Below are 21,974 nucleotides of genomic sequence, written 5' to 3' on the forward strand. Positions count from 1 at the left end.
CCCCCACAATGAGTCGCGCAACGAGTCACCCGGCGAGCCGCCGACGAGCGGGAGCCCGTCACCATCGAGGACGACATGGCGGTCCTCGTGCGCTACGCGCGGGGCGCGACGATGACGTACCACCTCACCGCCTACTCCCCGTGGGAGGGCTACCGGGTCATGTTCAACGGCGCGCCGGGCGGCTGGAGCTCGGGGTCGAGGAGAGCCGCTGGCAGCGGCCGTCGAGGCGGATCACGTCCCGCAGCGGGGCGCTGCACGGGGACACGGCCGCGGAGCACGCCGGGGGAGCGCGGCTCGTACTGCGGCCGCTGTGGGCGCCGCCGGTGGAGGTCCCGCTGGTCACCGCGCACGAGGCGCACGGTGGGGGCGATCCGCGGATGCTGGACGCGCTCTTCGGGCCGGTGGACCCCGGTGCCGGTCGCGACGCGGACGTGGGTGCGGGGGCCGGCGGCTCGGCGCCATGGGCCAGGGGGCCCGGCCCGGTGGCGTCCCCCACGGCCACGGAACGCGACGCTGCCCGCGCGCTGGCCGTCGGGCTCGCCGCCAACCGGTGCTTCGAGACGGGGCGGCCGGTGGCGGTGCGGGCGCTGGTTCGCGGGGTGTGGGACTGAGAGGTGGGGAAGTGAGGGGCTTGGGGCAGAGGGGGGTTTGGGACTGCGGGGTCAGCGAGGGGCGCACGAGTGCCCGGAGGGCCGGGCTCGCGGTCCGGTCGTCAGGTCCAGGCGCGGTACTCGTCCAGCAGCTGGAAGACGGGCTCGCCGCGCACCGGGTCCTTGGCCGCGGACAGCCGCACCCGGTCGCCGCCGTGGATGCCGATGAGCGGGCCCATGACCCGGCCGCGCACGACGAAGCCCTCGGCCATCTCGATCATCGACACATTGCGCGCGGCGGGGGTGTTGCGGTGCACGACCGTGGAGTGGCGGATGACGCCCATGCCCTCGCTGCGTTCCGTGCGCAGGTCGCTGCCCTGGCAGACCGGACACAGCAGCCGGTGGTACATCGCGGTGCCGCACCAGGTGCAGCGCTGGAAGTGCAGGGCGTCGGAGGCGGGTGCCGACGGTTCGAGCAGGCCCGCTCCGGAGCCGAACCCCTGACGGGCAACGCTTGCTGAGTGGTGGTACACGCTGGTCAACTCCCTGCGCTCGGCCGGAATGCCACGTGCGCGGTCAGCTGTGCCACCGTGCACGGGCTCAGCGTATGGCACTCAGTGTCACTCGTAAAGGTACTGCGTACCCTCAATTTTTCGCCGAGGTCCAGAGGGGCCGGGGGGTATGAAGGGCGGGTCCTGAGCAGGCTCGCGTGCTACGAAGGCCGCTCGTCGCCGAGCGTGGCCTCGATCTCCTGGACCACCCGCCACAGGGGCGCCCCGCGCCGGGACACGAGGACCACCACGTCGTCGGGCTCCTCGGACCGGCCGGGGTGGGTGCGGGAGGCGTCGAACGCGGACTGCACGTATCCGAGCGCGTGGTCCATCTCGGTGCCCACGTCGCCCTCGCCGTCCGAACGCAGCCAGGAGCGCAGCGCGTTGTTGTGCGCCGCCGCGACGGCCGCCGCCACCACGTCGGCCCGCAGAGCCCCGTCGCGCTGCCCGTCCAGGCGGCCGCGGAGGTACTCGGCGAAGGCGCGCTCGTAGCGCCACACCACCGACAGCTCGTAGGCGCGCAGGCCCGGGACCTGCTTGGTGAGCCGGTAGCGCTGCACCGAGAAGGTCGGGTTCTCGGTGTACATCCGCAGCACCAGCCGGACCGCCTCGCAGACCCGCAGCACCGGCTCGTCCGTGTCGTCGCCGGCGGCGAGGAACGCCGTCACGTCGGCCAGACAGCCCTCGTGGTCGGGGAAGACCACGTCCTCCTTGGAGGGGAAGTAGCGGAAGAAGGACCGTCGCCCGACCCCGGCGAGCGCCACGATGTCGTCGACCGTGGTCTGCTCGTACCCCCGCTCCATGAACAGCTGGAAAGCGGCCGCGATCAGGGCGTCCCGCATGGGCGGCTTGGCGGCCGCCGCTTCCGTCTTCTCGCCGCGACGGGGCGCCGCGTTGCTGGAGCTCATGGACGGGAACGTAGCACCGGAGCGGTGCGGATGGCACTCAGTGCGTTCTCTTGGGGGACTGAGTGCTGCCTCAGGCGGCCGGGGCTCTCGACGGCCCCTTGCCTCGATCGTATTGATCGGAAGTGATCGATACGATTGTGGGCGTAGAGTGAGCGGTTCGGGATCACGCTCCGCGTCGGCCCGCAGATCGTTCGTCCGGACCTCGTCCCAGGGGGATTCCATGCGGCTCCATGTCGACCAGCGTCATGAGCGGGTGCTCGAACTAGTCCGGGAGCGGGGCAGCCTCCGGGTCGCCGAACTCGCCAGCGAGCTCGGCGTCTCGGCGGTCACGCTGCGCCGCGACGTGGAGGCGCTGGCGGCGCAGGGCCGGGTGCAGCGGCTGCACGGTGCGGTGGTGTGGCCGGGGGAGCAGGCCGTGGAGGCGCGGGAGCGGCCGGACGACTCCGAGGGCGTGGTGATCGGGATGATCGTGCCGACCACGAACTACATCTTCGCCGACATCGTCCGGGGTGCCCGGGAGGCCGTCGCCGCCCAGGGGGCCCGGCTCGTCCTCGGGGTGAGCGGATACGTGGACGCCGAGGACGCGGTGCAGGCCGAGCATCTGGTGGCCGGCGGTGCCGAGGGGCTGATCGTCGCGCCCAGCTGGTTCGGTGGTGTACCCGCGGACGGACAGGAGAAGTGGCTGCTGGCGCACGATGTGCCCGCCGTCCTGGTGGAGCGCTCGGCACCGCCCGCGAACCCGGCGGCGGTCCTGGACCGGGTGCGCACCGACCGGGCGCACGGGGGCGCGGTCGCGGTGAGCCACTTCGCCTCCCTCGGGCACCGCAAGGTCACCGCGGTGCTCCAGGAAGGGCCGCACGCCATGCAGATCTCGGAGGGTTTCCGCGAAGCCGTACGATCCCTGGGGCTGGAGGCCGACACGGCCGCCCCGAACGTCCGCGAGCACGGCGACTACGAGGCGAGCGTCGACTACCTGGTCGAGGTGGTGCGCAAGCGCGGCGTCACGGCGGCGCTGGTGCACAGCGACGAGGACGCGATCGTGCTGGTGCCCCGGCTCCAGGCCTGTGGCATCCGGATCCCCGACGACCTCGCACTGGTCGCCTACGACGACGAGGTGGCCGGCCTGTCCGACGTCCCGCTCACTGCTGTGGCCCCGCCCAAGCGTGCGGTCGGGGAGCTGGCCGCGGGGCTGCTGCTCCAGCGGCTCGCCGAGCGCAGGAGCGGACGGCGGCCCGGGGCGCGTCAACACCTCGATCTGCTCCCGGAGTTGAGGATTCGATCGTCCTGCGGCGGGCGGCCCTCGGCGAACTGACCGCCATCGATCGCTCGATGAGCGTTTGACGATCGTATTGATTGTATTGCGCGAACGCTCTTGACTCCGATCGTGTGCGCACAAAGGATGTCCTGCGACCGCCTCTTTCCGTACGAGGTCTCGTAGGAGCCGTACATGACGCGCACTTCACGATCGTTCCGCACCGCAGCCGTCGCCGCCGTCGCAGCGCTGGGCCTGTTCGCCACCGCCTGCGGCGGCGACGGCGACACGGCCGACTCCGCGTCCGACGGCAAGCCGGTCACCCTGGACTACTGGACCTGGACCCTGGGCGCCAAGTCGACCGTCGAGGCGTTCAACAGAACGCACAAGGACATCAAGGTCGAGTTCACCGAGATACCGAGCGGCACCGAGGGCTATAGCAAGCTCGCCAACGCCGTGAAGGCCGGCAACGCGCCCGACGTGGCCACCATCGAGTACCAGATGGTCCCGGAGTTCGCGAGCCAGGGAAACCTGATCGATCTGACCGAGTACGCCGGTGAAACGGTCAAGTCGAAGTTCCCGGAGTCCATCCAGAGCCTCGTGACCTTCGGCGGCAAGACCTGGACGGTCCCGTACGACGTCGCACCGCAGCTCTACTACTACCGCACCGACCTGTTCAAGAAGTACGGCATCGAAGTCCCCCAGACCTGGGCCGAGTTCAGGACGGCCGCCCATAAGGTCAAGAAGGAGGACGACGACGTTCGCCTGGCCTCGATGCCGAAGAGCGACCCGGCGCTGCTGGCGGCGCTGTCCTGGCAGGCGGGCGGCACCTGGTTCGCCACCGAGGGCGACGCCTGGAAGCCCGGCGTGAACGACACCGAGACCAAGAAGGTCGCCGCCTACTGGGACGGCCTGATCAAGGACGACCTCGTCCAGACCTTCACCGGCTGGAGCCCCGAGGAGACCAAGGCCCGCGCCTCCGGCAAGACCCTGTCCTTCCTCGGTGCCTCCTGGTCCGCAGGAGGCATGAAGACCTCCATGCCCGACCTCTCCGGCAAGTGGGCCGCGGCCCCCATGCCCAACTGGGGCACCGCCGCGAGCGGTAACTACGGCGGCACCTCCTACGGCGTCCTCAAGGGCAGCGACCACGCCGAGGTCGCGGCCGAGTTCATCACCTGGCTCACCACGGACAAGGCCGGCGTCGAGGCCCGGCTCGCCGACCTGGAGTCGCCCAGCAGCGCGCTTCCGGCCAACCCCGAGATGCGCGAGGTCGCGGCCGCCAGGTTCGACACCGCGTACCTGAACGGCCAGGACCTCTACGCCCTCGCCTCCGAGCAGGTCGACACCATCGTGCCCGGCTGGACCTGGGGCCCGAACCAGATGGACGTCTACACCGCCGTCCAGGACGCCACCGCCAAGTCCGGCTTCTCGGCGGGCGTCGAGGCGGGCCAGGAGAAGGCGGAGTCCGGCATCACCCAACGCGGCCTGAAGCTCGCGAGGTAACGCCGGGACCCGCTCGCGACCGCCCCACCGGACGCGCACCGCACGGGGCCGTGTCCCACCGGCGGGACGGCCCCGTCGCCTCCGGTGAACGGCCGCTCGCCCGGGGCATGGCCGCGCCGTCTCCGGTAAACGACCCGCCCTCTCGCGGCATGGCCGTGCAGTCACCGGCGAACAGCCGCCCGCGGGACGGCCCCGCCGCTTCCCGTGAACGGTGGCCCGCCCCCGACATGGCCGTGCAGTCACCGGCGAACAGCCGCCCGCGGGACGGCCCCGCCGCTCCCCGTGAACGGCGGCCCGCCCGACACGCCCCCGCCGCCTCCGGTGAACGGCCGCCCGCCCCCGACACGCCCCCGCCGCCCCCGGTGAACAACCGCCCGCCCGCCCCCGGCACAGCTCCGCCACCTCGCGAACGGCCCGCCCGTTCCCCCCTAGCCCCGCCGCCCGCCAAGGAGCCCCCGTGGCACTCTCCTCCGCCCGGCCCCCCGGCCGACCTACCGCCCGCAGCGCGCCCCGCAGCGCGCCCCGCCCTGCGCCCCACCCGGCCGACAGCCGACCCGCGGACCCGTCCCCGGAGTCGTCCCCCGGCCCGCCCCCGGCCCCCCGCCTCTCGCCGCTCCGGCGCAGCCAGCGCCGTACCGCCGCGCTCTTCATCGTCCCCTTCTTCGTCCTGTTCGCCCTGGTCATGGCGGCGCCGATCGGCTACGCGGTGTGGATGAGCCTGTTCCAGGAACGCTCCTCAGGACTCGGCTTCGGCGGCACCGAACGGGTCTTCGCGGGCTTCGGCAACTACGCCAACGCGCTCGGTGACGCCGGGTTCCGGAGCTCCTTCGCGCACATCGCGCTCTACTGCGCCCTGTACATCCCGGTGATGATCGGCGGCTCGCTCGCCCTCGCGCTGCTCGTCGACTCCACGCTCGCCCGCGCCAAGCGCTTCTTCCAACTCGCCCTGTTCCTGCCGCACGCGATCCCCGGACTGATCGCCTCGATCATCTGGATCTACCTCTACACCCCCGGCCTGAGCCCGGTGATCGACTGGATCGGCGCGCTCGGCGGCTCCTGGAACTTCTACCGCGACGACCATGTGCTCGCGTCGATGGTCAACCTGTGCGCCTGGCAGTGGATGGGCTACAACATGGTCATCTTCTACGCCGCTCTCCAGGCCGTGCCGCGCGAGGTGATCGAGGCGGCCGTCGTGGACGGCGCCGGCGCCTTCCGTACGGCTCTGCAGATCAAGGTGCCCATGATCGCCTCCGCGGTCGTCATGACCGTTCTGTTCACCTGCGTCGGCGCGATCCAGATCTTCACCGAGCCGAAACTGCTCAACCAGCGGGGCGCGCCCTCCATCGACACCGAGTGGTCGCCCACCCTCTTCATCTGGAAGGCCGGTTTCGTGCAGCACGACTACGGTCTGGCCGCCGCCGCGTCCCTGCTGCTCGCCGCGCTCGGCGTGGCCCTCTCCTACCTCGTGACCCGGTTCGGCAACCGGTGGAAGGCGGCCACGTCATGAGCACCCTCACCCACGACACCGCCCCCGACACCCGCCACGAGCCGGACCCCGGCACCACCGCGCGCCCCCGCCGCGGCACCTCGGCGGGCACCCTGCTGTCCAAGGGCGCCGTCAACGGCCTCCTCCTCGTCGCCGCGTTCTACACCCTCATGCCGGTCAGCTGGCTGCTGTTCGCCGCCACCAAGGACCACCGCGACCTCTTCGCCACCTCCGGGTTCGCCTTCGGCGACGTCAACCTGTTCGCGAACCTCCGGGACGTCTTCACCTTCAACGACGGCATCTACCTGCGCTGGTTCGGCAACAGCGTCCTGTACTCCGTGATCGGCTCCGCCGCCTCCACGCTGCTGTGTGTCGCCACCGGTTACGCCTTCGACAAGTACGACTTCAAGGGGAAGGAGAAGCTCTTCGGCCTGGTGCTGGGCGGCGTCCTCGTCCCCACCACGGTCATCCAGCTGCCGATGTACCTCCTCGCCACCAAGGCGGGGGTCGTCAACACCTACTGGGCGCTGCTGCTGCCCGCTCTGGTCAACCCCTTCGGCGTCTACCTCGCGCGGGTCTTCTCGGAGGGCTATGTGCCGAACGAGGTCCTGGAGGCGGCCCGGGTCGACGGCGCCGGTGAACTGGGCATGTTCGCGCGGATCTCGCTGCCCATGCTGGCGCCCGGCTTCATGACGATCTTCCTGTTCTCGTTCACCGCGAGCTGGAACAATTTCTTCGGCGCCCTCGTCATGCTCAACGACGACAAGCTGTACCCGGTCAACCTGGGGCTGTTCATGTGGAACAGCAACACCGTCCAGCAGCCGGAGTTCTACTCGCTCGTGATCACGGGCTCCCTCGTCGCGGTCGTCCCGCTGATCGTGGCGTTCGTCTGCCTCCAGCGCTTCTGGCGCTCCGGCCTGACCGCCGGGGCCGTCAAGTGACGCCGCCCGCCCCGGAAGGCACCCTCCTGAACAGCGTCCACACTCCGTCGACCCTCCTCGCCATGGGCGCCGGCATCCACCAGCGGCTGCTGGCCGAGGGCACCCTCGACCGGCTGCGTTCCGTCGCCCGCGTCGACACGGCCACCGTCGTCACCGACCTCGCCACCGCCGACGCCCGTCAACTCGCCGACGCCGAAGTCCTCTTCACCCACTGGGGGGCACCGGAACTCACCGAGGAGGCGCTGCGCAGGCTGCCCCGGCTGCGCGCGGTCGTCCACGCGGCCGGTTCGGTCAAGCACCATGTCACCGACGCCGTCTGGCGACACGGCATCGCGGTCTCCTCCGCGGCCGCCGCCAACGCCGTTCCGGTCGCCGAATTCACCCTGGCCGCCATCCTGTTCGCGAACAAGCGTGTCCTCGACGCCGCGCGCGTCTACGCCACCGCCCGCACCCGGCCCGACCTGCTCCCGTACTACAGCGGCCACGGCAACTACCACCGCACGGTCGGCGTCGTCGGCGCCTCCCGCATCGGCCGCCGGGTCCTGGAGCTGCTGCGCCCGCACGACCTCGACGTGCTCCTGTACGACCCGTACGTGGACGTCCGGCAGACCCGCGCCCTCGGTGCGGAACCGGTGGCTCTGGACGAACTCGTCCGCCGCAGCGACGTGGTCTCCGTCCACGCGCCCCAACTCCCCGAGACCCGCCACATGTTCGACACCCGCCGCATCGGTCTCCTCAGGGACGGTGCGACGCTGATCAACACCGCGCGGGGCTCACTCGTCGACACCGCCGCCCTCACCGAGCACCTTCTCGCCGGCCGGATCCACGCCGTCCTCGACGTCACGGAACCGGACGTGCCGCCGGTCGACTCACCGCTCTACACCCTGCCCAACGTGCTGCTCACCCCGCACATCGCCGGCTCCCTCGGCAACGAACTGCACCGGATGACCGACTGGGCCATCGACGAGGTCGCCCGGTACGCGCGGGGCCTGCCGTTCGCCCACGAGGTCGGCTCCGAGGACCTGTCCCGCTCCGCCTGAACACCCCACACAGCGCTCCCCCCCCCTCGAAGCCAAGTCCCCAACACCCCGCATCCGAAAGGGAGATCCCGTGCAGGATCGTGTCCTGGTCGTCGGCATCGACGGCGTACGCCTCGACGTGCTGCGCCGTCTGCCCACCCCGCATCTCGACGCCCTGGCCGCCGACGGCTTCCTCGCCCCCGTCGAGGTGGACGCGGACACTCCCACCATGTCGGGCCCATGCTGGGCCACCGTCGTCACCGGCGTGTCCGTGACCAAGCACGGCGTGTGGAGCAACGACTTCACCGGCCACCGCCTCGACGTCTTCCCCGACTTCGCCACCCGCCTCGCCGAACAGGACGGCCGCCGCACCTTCGTCGCCGCGGGCTGGGAGCCCCTGATGCAGGTCCGCGGCGGCGGTCCGCTCTTCCGCGCCCCGTCCCGGTCGGTGTACCTCGCGCCGACCGAGGACACCCCCGAGGCCTGGGAGGAGTGCGACGAGCAGATCACCGCGGCGGCCGCGCGCGTGCTCGCCGCGGACGATGTCGCGGCGTCCTTCGTCTACCTCGGCGCGCCCGACGAGACGGCGCACTTCCTGGGCTGCGGCGAGGCGTACGAGACCTCCGTCCGGCAGGCCGACGCCCGGCTCGGCCGGCTGCTGGCCGCGGTCCGCTCCCGGCCCTCCTACGCCGGTGAACGGTGGACCATCCTCGTCGTCACCGACCACGGCCATGTCGACGCGGGCGGTCACGGCGGTCGTACGACCGAGGAGCGCACGGCATGGCTGGCCGCGGCGGGTCCGGGCATCGGCGCGGCGCCGGCCGTCGTCCGCCACGCCGACGTCGCCGCCCAGGTGTTCGCTTCCCTGGGCCGCCTGCTCGACCGGCACTGGACGCTGGACGGCCGTCCCTTCGCGGCCGCGCCGCACGCGGTGCTGCTCGACATGGACGGCACCCTCGTCGACACCGAGTCGCTGTGGCTGCGCACGGTCCGCGAGAGCGTGCCCGACGCCGACCCGACCCAGGTCCTCGGCCGCTCGGTCGCCGCCACCGCCGCCCACCTGCACACCCGCACCGACACCGACCCCCGGGACCTCGCCGCGGAGTGGGAGGCGCGCTTCCTGGCGGCCGTCCAGCAGGAGGCCGCCGTGCTACCGGGCGCGCTCGACCTCCTGGACCTCCTGGAGGAGGCCGGTATCCCGGCGGCCCTGGTCTCGGCGTCCCCGCGGCCGGTCGTGGAGGCAGTCCTCGGGATCCTCGGCGCCCACCGGTTCCGTACGACCGTCGCCGAGGGCGAGACGCCCCGCACCAAGCCCGCCGCCGACCCCTACCTCGCGGCGGCCCGCGCGCTCGGTGTCGACCCGGCGGCGTGCCTGGCGGTGGAGGACTCGCCCACCGGCATCCGCGCGGCCGAAGCGGCGGGCTGCCGGGTGCTCGCCGTCCCGTCGTACGCGCCGATCGACCCCGGGCCCCGCCGGACCGTGCGGCCCGACCTGAAGGGGATCGGGGTCCGGGACCTGTGGAGCGCGGGGCTGTGACCTCGTAGACCGGAATTTTGTTCGAGGAACGTCTGACGCATACGATCGCTGCTCGCCGCCGCCGAGGAGCCCGCATGCCCCGCATCCTGTACGTCACCGACCTGGCCTACGAGGCGCGCGGGCGGCGGTACGGCGACGAGGACCTCTTCCTCACCGCACGCCTGCGCGACGACTTCGACCTCGCCCTGTGCGGCCCGCGGGACGCGGCGGCGCTGATGGACGCCTTCGACGCCGTCGTCGTCCGCAACAGCGGGCCCGTGCTCGCCTACCAGGACGCCTACGACGACTTCCGCGACCGGGCGCTCGCGACGGGGGCGCGCGTCTACAACCCGCTGTCCGGCAAGGCCGACATGGCGGGCAAGCAGTATCTGCTCGACCTCGGCGCGGCGGGCTACCCCGTGATCCCCACCGTCGACAGCGCCGAGGACCTGGACCGGCTGCCCAGGACGGACCGGTATGTCGTCAAGCCCAGGCTCGGCGCGGACTCGACGGGACTGCGGATCGTCTCCGCCGACGCCGTGCGCGACCTGGTCATCGGCGACGTACTCGTCCAGCCGTGCGTCGACTTCGCCTACGAGGTGTCCTTCTACTTCGTCGACCAGGACTTCCAGTACGCCCTGTACGCGCCGCACCCCGAGCGTCGCTGGCAGCTCGAACCGTACGAACCCGACCCGGCGGACCTGGAGTTCGCCCGCCGGTTCGTCGACTGGAACGCGCTCGGCCACGGCATCCAGCGCGTCGACGCCTGCCGCGCGCCCGGCGGAGAACTGCTGCTGATGGAGCTGGAGGACCTCAACCCCTACCTCTCCCTGGACGCGCTGGACAATGACACCAGGGGCGCCTTCGTCGCCGCGATGAAGGCGTCCCTGCACCGGTTCCTGGAGGTCAGCCCAGTCGGACGGTGATCTTCTGGGTGGCGCCGGCCGTCGCGGTCAGGTCGCCGAAGGTCAGCCGGAGCGCGGAACCCGTGCTCGCCGCGGTCACGGTGGACGGCTTCGACACCACCGACGTCACCGCCCGGTTCCAGGTGAGGGTCAGGCCCGTGTTCATCCGCTTCGGGTCGCTCACGCAGACCACCGCCGTCCCGTCGCTCCTCTCGCTGACGGTCACGGAGCAGGGGGCGCTCGCGGTGAGGGTGCCGACCGTGCCCCCGAACCAGAAGTTGACGCCGGTGAAGCCCAGCGAGGGCACCGACACGCCCTGCTGGTCGTCGGTGTTGGCGAGGACGGTCAGCCAGGTCGTGGCGGCGGCCCGCGCCTGGGTCTGCGCCACCGTGGCGCCCGGCATGAGCAGACAGGCGTAGGTGCCGTTCGTCGGGTCCGTGCCGTGGTCGACGTACAGGGTCAGGTATCTGCGGGTGAGGACGGTCGTGGCGCCGCCCTTGTTGATGTCGCTCCACCTGCCCTCACGTGCCTCCCGCAGCGCGCGGACGGGGGCCCCGCCGGGAAAGACGTAGCCGCCCATGCCGCCGATGTGCGCCCACCGCGCGCTGGTGAACGTCTCGGACCAGGGGTGGGTGACCGGCTTGGTCGTCCCGTCGACGGTGAGGGAATGGCCGCCGGTGGGGCCGAGGTTGCGGTTGTCGATGGTCGTCTCCACGGTCGTGCCGTCCGTGCACCTGATGCCGGCGCCGAGACAGACGATCGCGTCGTCCAGACAGAACCACGACTTCTTCGCCACGAGCGTGGACTGAAGTCCCTTGAGGTACTGCCCGATCGCGGCCCGCTGACCGTCGGTCGCCCCGCCCACCCAGTGCACGTCCGGCAGGGAGGCGCCCCAGTCGCCGCCGGCCGCGTCCGCGAGCACCGTGCGCGAAGCGGTGGTGCCGGGCAGCCGGTAGGGGTCGACGGTGGGCCAGAAGGCGTCGCTGTACTGGCCGTTGGCGAACGTGTCGCCCCACCAGTAGAGCATTCCGGAACCAGTGTGCCAGCCGCGCAGGTTCTCGCCGTTGCCCGTCTCGTAGTGCGTGATGCGCCGGTCGGCCATGCTGATCGACGCGGCCCAGCCGGGTCTGCGGTGGGTGGCCCGCGCCATGTCGGTGAAGAGCCGGTGGCCGGTCGGTTCGGGGAGCGCGGTGACCGTCGGGTCGTCCAGGACGCTTCTGATGCGGGCCAGCGCCGTCAGGCCGAGCGCCGGGTCGCTCATCGGCGGGCTGTAGTAGTCGCGTTGCGCCCAGCCCTTGACCAGACCGCGCCATCGGGCGTTCTCCGTGGCACTCGCGCCCTGCCCGAGCAGAACGATCGACGCGAGGATCGGATGGCCGCGCAGGTGATCGTCCTGCTGGATCTGCCGCGGGTCGGTCGCGGACAGGCCCCGGCTGATCGCCCGGCCCGACACCCCGTCCATCACGAGCCCGTTGTAGAGGAACGGCGCCCACGCCTTCTCCACGGCGTCGAACACGATCTGCCGGTTCGTGTCCGTCACCGCCCAGCTCGACCCGGCGAGCAGGGCGAACAGCATGCCGAGCCCGCCGAGCATGACGGAACCGTAGGAACCGGTGTACGGCACGGTCGTGTGCTGGATGAACGACCCGTCGGCGTGCAGTCCGTCGCCGCCGCTCACGTACGGGAAGACCGGGGAGAGGGCGTCCCTGGCCAGCGCGAGCTTCGCGGACGAGCCGCCGACGATCCCGCGCAGCGCCAGCACCCGGCACAGGTCGACCCGGTTGGCACCCGTGCTGGTGCCGGTGTAGTTCGCGACGGCCGAGTCGGGCACGAAGTGGTCGACGGCGGCGAGATGGCCGGCCAGCCGGGTCGCAGACAGGTGGTCGTACATCAGCACGCACACGTCCAGCAGGGCTTGCGGGGCGCCGATCTGCCAGCTGTACCAGTTGCCGTAGCGGGTCTGCGTGGCGTTGTAGACCTCGGTGTGCAGATGGTCGAGGCCGGTGAGGATCAAGGCCTTCAGGCCCGCGTCGCCGGTCAGCCCCGTGCCCGGCCGGCAGTGCGCCTGGGCGAGAGTGTTGAGCCGGTTGAAGCTCGCGTTCATGTTGCCCGAGTAGCCGTAGGACTCCTGGTCGGTGTCGGGCTCCGGATCCGCGTACACCAGGTCGGGCCACAGCGAACCGGAAGCCGGTGCCATGGAGGACTGCAACTGGGCGGCGGTGGCGCCCAGTTCGGCGAGTCGGCTCTTGAACGGCTCGGCGGTGGGACTGAACCCCGCACCGAGGATCAGGGTGCGCCACCTGGCGCGCAGCGTGGTGAACTCGTCCGCCTCCGCGGCCTGGAGGGAGGACGGTGCGGCGGCACTGGACCGTGTGGGTAGACCGGCAGCTACAGCGGTGCCGGTGCCGGCGGCCAGAAAGCCGCGACGTGACCAACGAGTCGTCATGACGGCGGTTTGTAGCACACGGTCGATCAAACGCTCAATAGTTCAATCACAGACGATCGTATCGATCGTTCGCTGTCGAGGGGATCGGCTGAACCCGCAGGGCCGTGGCCGCGTATCACTCCGCGAGCGGCGGGGCCCAGGCAAACGGCCCCGTGCACGGGACGGAAGGAGCGCGAGATGCCCATACGGCCGCCCGGGCACGGGCAGCGTCAGGACCCCCCACCCCTGGAACCGATCCGGGTCCTGCGCCCCCGCCGCACCGACGCGCTGGCGGAGCTGTTCAGAGAACCGCCGAGGGAGGGCGCCCATCATGAGGGCGCCGACTACGAGTCCTTCGTGCTGCCCCGACGGCCGGCCGACTGGGAGGACGAGACCCAGGAACTGCCACCCGTCCCCGCCCACGCCGGGCAAGGCCGGCGCCCGTTCGGCTTCGGCTCCGGTCTGCGCCGGGCCGCGATCGCGGTCGGCGTGAGCGCGGCTGCGCTCGTCGGCTTCGGCTGCGCCCTGCTGCTGCCCGGCCGCGGAGACGCCGCCGCCCCGCCCCCGCCCTCCGCGCCTCCCACCGCCGCCACGACACCGACCCCCTCCGCCGCCACCGATCCGGACGGCCCCGGCACCCTGCGCGAAGGCGACAGCGGTCCCGAGGTGAGCGACCTCCAGCACCGTCTGCTGCGCATCCCGAACGTCTACGACAACGGCCCCACCGGCGGCACCTACGACCCCGTACTCACCGAGGCGGTGGCCCGCTTCCAACTCTGGTACGGCATCCGGGGCGACGAGACCGGCGTCTACGGCGACGACACCCGGGCCGCCCTGGAATCCCGGACCTGACGGCAGCGGCCTGACAGGCCTGGTCGCACTGTCGGGACAGGACGGTGCCGCGGCAGGCGCTAGAGCTCGTCGAGCGGCACCCGGATGTCGACGATGCACACGTCGTCCCGCCGTTCGCCGTCGAGCAGGTCCGCCAGCATCGGTCCCAGCGAGCCAGGCTCGTCGGTGTGGTGGGCGAGCGCGGCCTCGGCCAGTCGCTTCAGGCCCCGGTCGATGCCCTCCGCGGGCCGTTCGACCAGCCCGTCCGTGTACAGCAGGAGCCGGTCACCGGGTTCGAGACGGCACTCCGCCTCGGTGAAGTGGGGCGTGGCGCTCGCCCCGAGGAGCATGCCGCTCGGCCGCTCCAGATAGCTCGCCTCGCCGTCGCGCAGCAGCAGCGGTGGCGGATGTCCGGCCTGCGCCCACACCATGCGGTGCTTGTGCTGGTCGTAGCGGGCCAGGACCATGGTGGCCGTGCCGTGCGAGTCGCGGGAGTGCAGCAGCAGCGTGTTGAGGCGGGCGAGCGCACCGGTCAGGGACGAGCCGGTGATGACCATGCCCTTGGCGGTGAAGCGGAGCTGGGCCATGGTGGCGACCGCGTCGATGCCGTGCCCGGCGACGTCGCCGACCACGAACAGGGCGTCGCCGTCGGGAAGTTCGATCGCGCTGAACCAGTCGCCGCCGACGTGGATCCCGGACTGCGCGGGCAGATACGTGATCTCCACCCGCAGTCCGGCCAGTTGCTGGGGCTTGGTGGGCAGCGGCAGCAGCGCGTGCTGGAGCCGTGCGGCCAGCGTCCGTTCGGCCCGCAGGATGTCGTGCTGCGTCACGATGGCCTGCTCGCTCTCCACGAGGGCGAGTTCGGCGCTGCGCTGCGCGGTCAGGTCCTGGAGGAAGCCGTGCACCTCGACGGGCGTGCCATGGATGTCCGTGACCGTCTCGGCGACGAACCGCAGGTGCCGCACCCCGTCGGCCGTCCGGATGCGGAACGGCAGGGCGCAGGGGAGACCTCGGCTCACCAGGTCCCCGACCGCCCGGGTCAGCAGGGCCACGTCCTCGGACAGCGTGAGGTCCGGGAGCGCGGTGATACGGACCGGGCCGTGCGCCGGATCGCGGTCCAGGACGGCGTAGACCTGGGACGACCAGGTGACCTCGTGCGTGATCAGGTTCCAGTTGGCCCAGCCGAGGTTGCCGAGGCGCTGGACGTCCGCCAGACGTTGTTCCTGCCGGTCGGAGGGGTCGTGCCGGATCCAGGTGAGGGCGAGCCGCTCGCCGAGCCGGGCCACGCGTACGGAGTACAGGGAGAGTTCCTCGACCCCGCCGACCATCGCCTGCTGGGCGAAGGGTTCGCCCTCGTACGGCTCCCCGGTCGTCAGGGTGTGCCGGCATCCGTGCCACAGGGGCTGCTCGTCCGACAGCGTCGGAAAGCACTCCAGGAGCCGCAGGCCGACGAGGTCACGGCCGGAGCGGCCGAGCAGGTCGAAGGCCGTCTCGGTGGCGGCGGAGATGCGGTAGTCCTCGATGTCTCCGGCGGGGGTGAGCAGGGGGCTGAGCAGCATGGTGGCGCCGGGCAGCGTGTCCAGCACCTTCTGCACGCTGTGCACGGCGTCGTCGAGGTCCGGCTCCTGCCGCGGGTCGAAGGCGCGCAGCCGGCCGGCGCAGAGCTGGGCCACGGCCAGCAGGTGTTCCCGGAACTGCGGGGAGAACGGGCCGCCCTCGGCGCGCAGCACGCCGATGCAGACGTCGGCCGAGTCCTGGACGACGACGGGAAGCCAGGCGCGGGACCGCCAGCGCTCAGGGGGATCGCCGATCAGCAGATACCGTTCGCGGTCCGCCTCGAAGTCCTCCAGCCAGCGCGGCTCGCGGTCCTGGAGGGCCTCCAACGCGGCGACCCCACTCAGGGGCGGCACCTGGCGCCACTGGGTGGCCAGGGTGTCCCCGATGCCGGCGTGCCCGACCAGTTCGAGGCCCCCGGCGGGCAGCCGGGCGAAGATCATGATCGCGTCGGCCGCCGCCTCCGACGACAGATGCTCCAGCAGGCACCGGGCGAGAGCCCGGGGTGTGCCGACGCGGACCAGCGCCTTGCCGAGGCGGCCCAGGCCGGGAGAGCGGTCCTCGGCGGCGGCCCGGGCGGTGCGGGCGGTCGCACCCCGGTCCGAGGCGGGCTGCTCGCCCTCCCGGAGCGGCCGGGCCAGACCTCCGAGGGTGATCCAGCACTCCTCCAGCAGCGTGTGGTGAGCGGCCTTGGCGCGCTGGAGCAGTTCCTCCCCGGCGGCGTCCGGGGAGCAGCCGGTCTGTGCCATCACGGCGCCCTTGGCCCGCTCCACGACGGCGGAGGTCGCCGCCTGGTCGCGCAGCCGGTCCAGTTCGGCGCGCTGGCGTGCGACGATCTTGGCCAGTGCGACCGTATCGGGGGCACCGGACTCAGCGGGGCTGGCGGGCTCGCTCGTCACGCGATGAGCATCGCACACCGGGACTGTCTCGATCGCTGCCTTGCCAGGAGAGGTTTCACTCGAAAGTGCGGTCTGCTCAGCGTCCCGCGTTGTGATCGATGAGGGCCTGCGAAACCGCCCGCACGCTGCGGGCGATGTGCTGGAGCTGGCGGACCTCGGCCGCGTAGAGCTTGATGGTGTGCTCGATGACCGACTCGGGCAGTCCGAGGCCCGGGAGGTCGGCCCGCGCCGTCTGCAGCGCGGTGCGGGCGACCCGGATCTCCTGCTGGACCTGGATGTGCGCGTGCCGGGCCAGCAGCACGGGGTGGCGGATCAGCGCGGGGTAGCTGGCGTAGCGCGCGGGCACCAGCTCGCGCAGCCACTTGGCCGCCGAGCGCTCCCAGTCGTAGCTGCCGGGCGTCTTGACCTGGCAGGGCCAGTCCGGGCTGAGGCGCGTGGTCGTCAGAGTCATGGCCATCTCTTCCGGGTGTGCGGCGTCAGGAGGGGTGGTCCGACGGGTAGGGGCGGCCCCGGCCTAGGGGATGACCGGGGCCGCCACGGGCGCTCGCGCAGGCGATGCCCGATCGAACACCCGCAACGCCGACGCGGGTAGGTGACGGCGGCTACGGATGTCCGCGCAGGGGCCCGGGACGGCAGACGGCGGATGCGCGGCGGATGGTGCGGCGTGCGCATGGGCGGACCGTCGGCTTTCTGCGGGCGATTGCGAGGGGTTGCGAGGGGTGGGGACGGGGGTGCGGAGCGGGGCCCCGGAGCGGTCGGGGGCGATCCGTGAGCAGTATTTATATATGCCGTCCGGTTTGCAAGACGTATGAAAACATTCATGCGTGACTTGAGCGGAATGGTCCCCGTGTGATGCGGTTCGTCGGATATGGCCGAAGGGGGCCGGAAGCGACCAGTGTCAGTCGCGCAGGAAGAACTGGTGCTGGTCGGAGATCTGCTCGTACTCCTCGAGCCGGGCCTGGGTCCGCTCGGGGTCGGCGTCGGTCATGGCCTGGAGCAGGGCCGCGGCCATCACGCCCGGGGCCGCGTAGGAGTCGAAGACCAGGCGGGAGCCGGTGCCGGTGGTGAAGACGACGTCCGCCTCGTCGGCGATCGCGCCGAGCGCCAGGTCCGTGATGAGCGCGACGCGCAGCCCCGCGCTGCGCGCGACCCGCACGGCCGTGAGGGTCTCCTGCGCGTGCCGGGGCATCGAGAACGCCAGCACCCAGGTGCCCCCCGCCTCGCGTGACTGCAGGAGCGCGTCGTAGGCGACGCTGCCGCCCAGGGTCACCAGTCGTACGTCGGGGTGGACGCGGCGCGCGGCGTACGCGAAGTACTCCGCCAGCGACACCGAGATGCGCAGCCCGAGCACGGTCAGCGGGGTCGACTCGGACAGCTTGCGCCCGATGTCGATGAGCTGGTCGGGGTCGGCGAAGTCGCGGCGCAGGTTCTCCAGGTTCTCGATCTCGGCGTCGACGGCGGCCTGGAGTTCGTTGCCGCTGTTGTCGTCGGCCGCCGCCGGGCCGCCCGCCAGGGTGCCGAGGGCGATCGACTGGAGCTTCTCGCGCAGCGCCGGGTAGCCGCTGAAGCCCACCGCCGCCGCGAACCGGGTCACCGAGGGCTGGCTCACGCCGACCCGCTCGGCGAGATCGGTGATCGACAGGAAGGCCGCCTCGGTGATGTGCTCGATCAGGTACTGGGCGATACGGCGCTGCCCGGGGGAGAGCCGGGGGCGGTCGAAAAGGGTCCTGAGCTGCGAGGTCGGTGAGACCTCGGCCTCCGGTACCGACTTGCCCGAGGTGATCGCGGATGCCTGTGCGCGTGCCTGCTGCGGCGATGGCACCGGTGCGCCTCCTTTGTCTTCCACAGTGCCTCAACATAGCCCACACACTGTTGTGACCAGGGGTTGTGCGGTCACCGCCGGTAGATCATGATCGAATGACCGACTTGATCGATCGGACGGCTGCTGTCGATCAACTCGGCCAGTTGTCCGGTCGCCTTGGCGACCGAGGAGTCCGACACCACCAGCAGACCCCGCACTTCGTCCGCCGGAACCCTGCGTGGATCCGCTGCCTCGATGCCGTAGTACGACGGCACACCGCTGCCCTTGTACACGAGCCAGACCCGCTCGCCCGGGTAGCGCTCACGCAGCCGGTCGGCGAGGCGCCCGAGGTCCTGTCCCCAGTCCACGTTGGAGTCGTGCAGCCGCAGATGCGTCCTGGCCGGACCGCCGAACGCCTCGTTGGAGTACGGCAGATAGAAGGGGAACGTGCGCACCGAGCTGACCGCGACGAACAGCACCAGCGCCCCCGCCGCGGCACCGGTCCACCGCCACCGCACCGCGAGCAGCGAGCCCGCGGCGACCGCCAGGAACATCGGCACGAACACGGCGTACCGGGTGCCGAAGTCCCGCGAGCCGGTCATCGCCGCGCCGAGCAGCACGGCGGTGGGGATTAGCAGATAGGGCGCCGCCGGCCGCAGCCGTCGCACCGCGAAGACCGCCACCGCGCCGGCGGCCCACAGCGCGAGCATCCCCAGCGGCGTCTTCACCAGCAGTGCGGCCGGCAGGTAGTACCAGAGGGAGCCGGTGTAGAGCCGCCCGAACAGGAACCCCTGCCACGGGTGGTTCTCGAAGCCGAACTGCACCCGCATCCCGTCCCGGTACGACTCCGGGAACGGCATCAGATCGACGAGCACCGCCCGCAGCCCGTGCACGACGGGCACGTGGTGGCGCGGACTCCAGCGCAACCACGGGTCCACCACGAGATACGACACCCAGACCACGGCGATCGCGACCACCGCCACGACGGCCGCCGCCGCGGCCGCCCGGGTCAGCGCCCGCCGCCGGTCGCGGGAGTCGTGACGCCACACCGACCAGGCGGCCAGCGCCAGCAGGACCGGTACCGCCGCCAGCGCGCTCATCTTCGTGGCGAGCGCCGCCCCGGCGGCCAGTCCGGCGAGCGGCACATACAGGTGCGGCCGCCGTCGGGCCCGCCACAGCAGCCACACCGAGGTCAGCAGGAAGCCGGCCGTGGGCACGTCGAGGGTGGCCAGGGAGCCGTGCGCGATGACGTCGGGGGAGAAGGCGTACAGGGCGAGGGCGACCAGTCCGCCCACGGGGCCGACGAGGTCCCGCGCGAAGGCGAGGACGACCAGCCCGAACGCCAGGGTCAGCGCGATGACCGGCAGCCGGGCCCACAGCATCACCCGCCAGGGATCGTTGCCGGACTCGTACAGCAGATGCCGGCCCACCTGCCCCTGGTCGCCGGCGAAGGAGGGGTCGTAGTGCGGGTCGCCGACGGCCACCCCGGCGGCGATGACCAGCTTGCCCAGCGGCGGGTGTTCGGGGTTGTAGCGGACCTCGTGCTCGCGCAGGTAGTCGGTCGCGGTGGCCACGTACACCGGCTCGTCGATGGTGGGGGTCTGCCGCACGGCGGTGGTCACCATCGCCACAGCCATCTGGGTGAGCAGCACGACGACGAGGAGCGGCACGAGCCACCGCCTGCCCGGCCTTCCCGTCGCGCGCGGAGCGGGTGTCCCGGGGAGCGCCCGCGGGGCCAGGACCGGGTGCAGTTCGCGTGTCATCATCCGCCCCGCGACGACAGGTGCCGAGCGGGGGCGGGAGGGATGCCGGGACGCCTCATGCGCCCACTGTGCATCAGCTCCCGCCCCCGGGGGTGTCATCGCCTCAGGAGTCGTACCGACAGACCTTCCGCCGTGTAGACGGGTACGGCCCGCAGCGTGTCGGAGTTCAGCTCCACGCGGTCGAACCGGCCGCGCAGCCCCGCGGCGCCGATCACGCGGACCACGCTGCCGGCCGTCGGCGGCCGGTCGGCGTCGAGCCGCAGGGTCAGCACGCTGCCCGTCCCCAGCACCACGCGCCGGGTGACCTCGAGGGCGGGGCCGCGTCCCGCGCGCAGCGTCACGTCGAGCGTCGAGGACTCCTGGGCGTAACCGCCGTGGATCTGGACCGACTTGCCCGTCGCGATCCGCAGGGTGCCGCCGCTGACGCGCACCGGGCCGTGGCCGAGGGCGTGGGCCGAGGCGGCGGACAGCACGCCCTCACGGACCACGGTGCCGCCGGTGTAGCGGTTGTGGCCGGTCAGGGTGAGGGACCCGGTGCCGCGCTTGGTCAGACCGCCGTCGCCGTCGATGTCGTTGCGCCAGGCGTCGGCGGCCGCGAACCCGCCGGCCGACGCGTCGAGGGTGACCGTCACGTCGGAGTCGAAGGAGCCGTAACCGTCCGCGGCGGCGAAGAGGTTGAGCCGCCCCCACTGCTCGAAGCCGTCCAGCAGGACGTACCCCGAGGGCAGCGCGGTGGTGCGCAGCACCTCGCGACGCTGCTCGGCGCTCAGGTAGGGCTGCCGGGTCTCCAGCAGCACTTCGGCGCCCTTGGGCACCGTCAGCGGCTTGCCGCGGCCGTGGCGGGTGAGGACGTACGTCAGCTTGGGCTCGACCAGGCAGGCGTTGGCCTCGCGGTCGGCGTACGCGTCCGAGGCGTCGGAGTGGGCGTAGGCGAAGAGGGTGTCCGCCGTCGTGCCGGTCCGCGCCTCGAAGTAGGCGAGGGCCTGGGCGCGTGCCGCCGCCTTGAGGTCGGCGTTCGCCGGGTCGGCGAGGGCGGCCGCGGCCAGGGCGGTGGCCATGACCCGGCCGCCGAGCACGTCGACGGTGGAGTGCATGCCGGACATGATCCGGGTGTGGCTGAGCTCGAAGGCGCGGGTCACCAGCTCCTGGAACCGCTCGGGGACGGCGTAGGCGAAGGCCAGGGCGGCGAGGTGGAAGGCGTTGGTGTGACCGCTGGGGAAGCCGCCGTCATCGGCCGCGTTGGTGCCGCGCTGGCGCAGGAGTTGGGTGACGACGACCACGTCCGAGTCGTACACCGGGAAGCCGAGGGCGTCGGTCCTGCCGGTGTCGACGACCTCGCTGTCCTCGTTCATGCGCCACGGACGCGGGTACTGGAAGGTGAACTTGGCCGGGTTGCCGGAGGCGAACGGGCCGCGCACGGTGTCCACCAGCCTGGCCACCTGGCCGAGGTCGGAAGTGTACGAACCGGCGCCGAGCGCGGATCCGGCGGGGGCGTCGGCCGGGACGGCGTCGCTGATCGTGGTCGCCGGGGTGGTGTCCGGGGCGGAGGTGATCGAAGTGACCGCCTTGGCGCCCGACTTGTACAGGTCGGCGAGCGGACCGAGCGCGGCGATCATCGCGTAGCTCTGGTGCTGGCGGTCGTAGACGAACGCCTCCTTGGCCTGCTCCTCCGTGCGCGCCTGGGTGATCCGGGCGCAGTACCGCATGTTGGCGCGCAGGATCTCGGGCATCAGGGGGGTGCCGGTGTTCCAGTCGCCGCCGGTCTTCCAGATCTCGGCGAAGCCGCCGAGGATCCGGACGACCGCGTTGGTCTCGGGCGTCCGGTTCGCGACGACGTTGGTCCTGTAGTCGTCGACGAACGCGGCGTAGGCGGTGGCGGCCTTGGCGTCGGCGGCGCCCAGCCAGGAAGCGACGGTCGGCGCGGCCAGCACACCGGCCGAGACGCCGAGGGAAGTCCGGAGGAATCCCCTTCGGTTCACGGCGAGTTCACTGACCGGCGAGTCGGAGCGGGGCCCGGCGGGTGACGGCAT

Annotated in this window: 17 protein-coding genes; 9 read left to right on the forward strand and 8 right to left on the reverse strand. The window is 72.0% G+C overall.

The features are described 5' to 3' along the window. The first annotated feature begins 140 nt into the window (after positions 1–140). A complete protein-coding gene (locus ACZ56U_RS03190) occupies positions 141–611 on the forward strand; it encodes a hypothetical protein (RefSeq protein ID WP_469082302.1) in 471 nt (156 codons plus the stop codon). Positions 612–712: 101 nt separating this feature from the next. Here the strand turns inward: ACZ56U_RS03190 and ACZ56U_RS03195 are convergent, their stop codons facing one another. Together ACZ56U_RS03195 and ACZ56U_RS03200 are read right to left on the reverse strand one after the other, a co-directional pair. Beyond that, on the reverse strand, positions 713–1,123 hold the full coding sequence (locus tag ACZ56U_RS03195) for a Zn-ribbon domain-containing OB-fold protein (RefSeq protein WP_469082834.1): 411 nt from the start codon (positions 1,121–1,123) through the stop codon (positions 713–715). A 179-nt stretch (positions 1,124–1,302) separates the two neighbouring features. Further along, positions 1,303–2,049 carry a TetR family transcriptional regulator gene (locus tag ACZ56U_RS03200; protein ID WP_469082303.1) on the reverse strand — a complete coding sequence of 249 codons (747 nt, stop codon included), beginning with the start codon at positions 2,047–2,049 and terminating at the stop codon, positions 1,303–1,305. A 220-nt stretch (positions 2,050–2,269) separates the two neighbouring features. Between ACZ56U_RS03200 and ACZ56U_RS03205 the strand changes: the two genes are divergently transcribed. The 7 genes from ACZ56U_RS03205 to ACZ56U_RS03235 all read left to right on the forward strand — a co-directional run bounded on the left by ACZ56U_RS03205 (position 2,270) and on the right by ACZ56U_RS03235 (position 10,692). After that, positions 2,270–3,361, forward strand: a complete 1,092-nt coding sequence (locus tag ACZ56U_RS03205) for a substrate-binding domain-containing protein (RefSeq protein WP_469082304.1) — start codon at positions 2,270–2,272, stop codon at positions 3,359–3,361. Between the two features lie 135 nt (positions 3,362–3,496). Next, positions 3,497–4,804, forward strand: a complete 1,308-nt coding sequence (locus ACZ56U_RS03210) for an ABC transporter substrate-binding protein (RefSeq protein WP_469082305.1) — start codon at positions 3,497–3,499, stop codon at positions 4,802–4,804. 682 nt (positions 4,805–5,486) lie between these two features. Then, positions 5,487–6,311 (forward strand): carbohydrate ABC transporter permease, encoded by an 825-nt coding sequence (locus ACZ56U_RS03215; RefSeq protein WP_469082835.1) that lies wholly within the window; start codon positions 5,487–5,489, stop codon positions 6,309–6,311. Beyond that, the gene (locus ACZ56U_RS03220) at positions 6,308–7,231 is read left to right on the forward strand and encodes a carbohydrate ABC transporter permease (RefSeq protein WP_469082306.1); all 924 of its coding nucleotides are present in this window, start codon (positions 6,308–6,310) and stop codon (positions 7,229–7,231) included. Before ACZ56U_RS03215 ends, ACZ56U_RS03220 begins: the two co-directional genes overlap by 4 nt. 62 nt (positions 7,232–7,293) lie before the next feature. Continuing rightward, complete coding sequence (locus tag ACZ56U_RS03225) at positions 7,294–8,271, forward strand: hydroxyacid dehydrogenase (protein ID WP_469082307.1); 978 nt, start codon at positions 7,294–7,296, stop codon at positions 8,269–8,271. Between the two features lie 70 nt (positions 8,272–8,341). After that, on the forward strand, positions 8,342–9,787 hold the full coding sequence (locus ACZ56U_RS03230; RefSeq protein WP_469082308.1) for an HAD-IA family hydrolase: 1,446 nt from the start codon (positions 8,342–8,344) through the stop codon (positions 9,785–9,787). A gap of 74 nt (positions 9,788–9,861) precedes the next feature. Then, positions 9,862–10,692, forward strand: a complete 831-nt coding sequence (locus tag ACZ56U_RS03235; protein ID WP_469082309.1) for an ATP-grasp domain-containing protein — start codon at positions 9,862–9,864, stop codon at positions 10,690–10,692. On the opposite strand, the gene ACZ56U_RS03240 is transcribed toward ACZ56U_RS03235, so the two are convergent. Then, positions 10,673–13,117 (reverse strand): polysaccharide lyase 8 family protein, encoded by a 2,445-nt coding sequence (locus ACZ56U_RS03240; protein WP_469082310.1) that lies wholly within the window; start codon positions 13,115–13,117, stop codon positions 10,673–10,675. The two genes, ACZ56U_RS03235 and ACZ56U_RS03240, sit on opposite strands and share 20 nt — an antisense overlap. A 177-nt stretch (positions 13,118–13,294) precedes the next feature. Between ACZ56U_RS03240 and ACZ56U_RS03245 the strand changes: the two genes are divergently transcribed. Beyond that, positions 13,295–13,948: a peptidoglycan-binding domain-containing protein gene (locus ACZ56U_RS03245; RefSeq protein WP_469082311.1), complete on the forward strand. Its 654-nt coding sequence runs from the start codon at positions 13,295–13,297 to the stop codon at positions 13,946–13,948. Positions 13,949–14,007: 59 nt separating this feature from the next. On the opposite strand, the gene ACZ56U_RS03250 is transcribed toward ACZ56U_RS03245, so the two are convergent. From ACZ56U_RS03250 to ACZ56U_RS03270, 5 genes are all read right to left on the reverse strand, one after another. Then, positions 14,008–16,380, reverse strand: a complete 2,373-nt coding sequence (locus ACZ56U_RS03250) for a SpoIIE family protein phosphatase (RefSeq protein WP_469082312.1) — start codon at positions 16,378–16,380, stop codon at positions 14,008–14,010. Between the two features lie 76 nt (positions 16,381–16,456). Further along, the gene (locus ACZ56U_RS03255) at positions 16,457–16,837 is read right to left on the reverse strand and encodes a hypothetical protein (protein ID WP_391230680.1); all 381 of its coding nucleotides are present in this window, start codon (positions 16,835–16,837) and stop codon (positions 16,457–16,459) included. A 441-nt stretch (positions 16,838–17,278) separates the two neighbouring features. Next, entirely contained in the window at positions 17,279–18,202 is a 924-nt protein-coding gene (locus ACZ56U_RS03260) for a MurR/RpiR family transcriptional regulator (protein WP_469082313.1), read from the reverse strand. 71 nt (positions 18,203–18,273) lie between these two features. Further along, positions 18,274–19,947 (reverse strand): phospholipid carrier-dependent glycosyltransferase, encoded by a 1,674-nt coding sequence (locus ACZ56U_RS03265; protein ID WP_469082314.1) that lies wholly within the window; start codon positions 19,945–19,947, stop codon positions 18,274–18,276. A gap of 92 nt (positions 19,948–20,039) precedes the next feature. Beyond that, positions 20,040–21,974, reverse strand: a complete 1,935-nt coding sequence (locus ACZ56U_RS03270; protein WP_469082315.1) for a phosphatase PAP2 family protein — start codon at positions 21,972–21,974, stop codon at positions 20,040–20,042.

It is taken from the genome of Streptomyces sp. NPDC034103, from assembly GCF_055575395.1.

Bases quoted from the DNA above. Each gene is read 5' to 3' on its own strand.
- ACZ56U_RS03200 (WP_469082303.1), bottom strand. From the start codon at position 2,049: ATGAGCTCCAGCAACGCGGCGCCCCGTCGCGGCGAGAAGACGGAAGCG.
- ACZ56U_RS03205 (WP_469082304.1), top strand. From the start codon at position 2,270: ATGCGGCTCCATGTCGACCAGCGTCATGAGCGGGTGCTCGAACTAGTC.
- ACZ56U_RS03210 (WP_469082305.1), top strand. From the start codon at position 3,497: ATGACGCGCACTTCACGATCGTTCCGCACCGCAGCCGTCGCCGCCGTC.
- ACZ56U_RS03215 (WP_469082835.1), top strand. From the start codon at position 5,487: ATGGCGGCGCCGATCGGCTACGCGGTGTGGATGAGCCTGTTCCAGGAA.
- ACZ56U_RS03220 (WP_469082306.1), top strand. From the start codon at position 6,308: ATGAGCACCCTCACCCACGACACCGCCCCCGACACCCGCCACGAGCCG.
- ACZ56U_RS03225 (WP_469082307.1), top strand. From the start codon at position 7,294: ATGGGCGCCGGCATCCACCAGCGGCTGCTGGCCGAGGGCACCCTCGAC.
- ACZ56U_RS03235 (WP_469082309.1), top strand. From the start codon at position 9,862: ATGCCCCGCATCCTGTACGTCACCGACCTGGCCTACGAGGCGCGCGGG.
- ACZ56U_RS03240 (WP_469082310.1), bottom strand. From the start codon at position 13,117: ATGACGACTCGTTGGTCACGTCGCGGCTTTCTGGCCGCCGGCACCGGC.
- ACZ56U_RS03245 (WP_469082311.1), top strand. From the start codon at position 13,295: ATGCCCATACGGCCGCCCGGGCACGGGCAGCGTCAGGACCCCCCACCC.
- ACZ56U_RS03255 (WP_391230680.1), bottom strand. From the start codon at position 16,837: ATGGCCATGACTCTGACGACCACGCGCCTCAGCCCGGACTGGCCCTGC.
- ACZ56U_RS03265 (WP_469082314.1), bottom strand. From the start codon at position 19,947: ATGATGACACGCGAACTGCACCCGGTCCTGGCCCCGCGGGCGCTCCCC.
- ACZ56U_RS03270 (WP_469082315.1), bottom strand. From the start codon at position 21,974: ATGCCGTCACCCGCCGGGCCCCGCTCCGACTCGCCGGTCAGTGAACTC.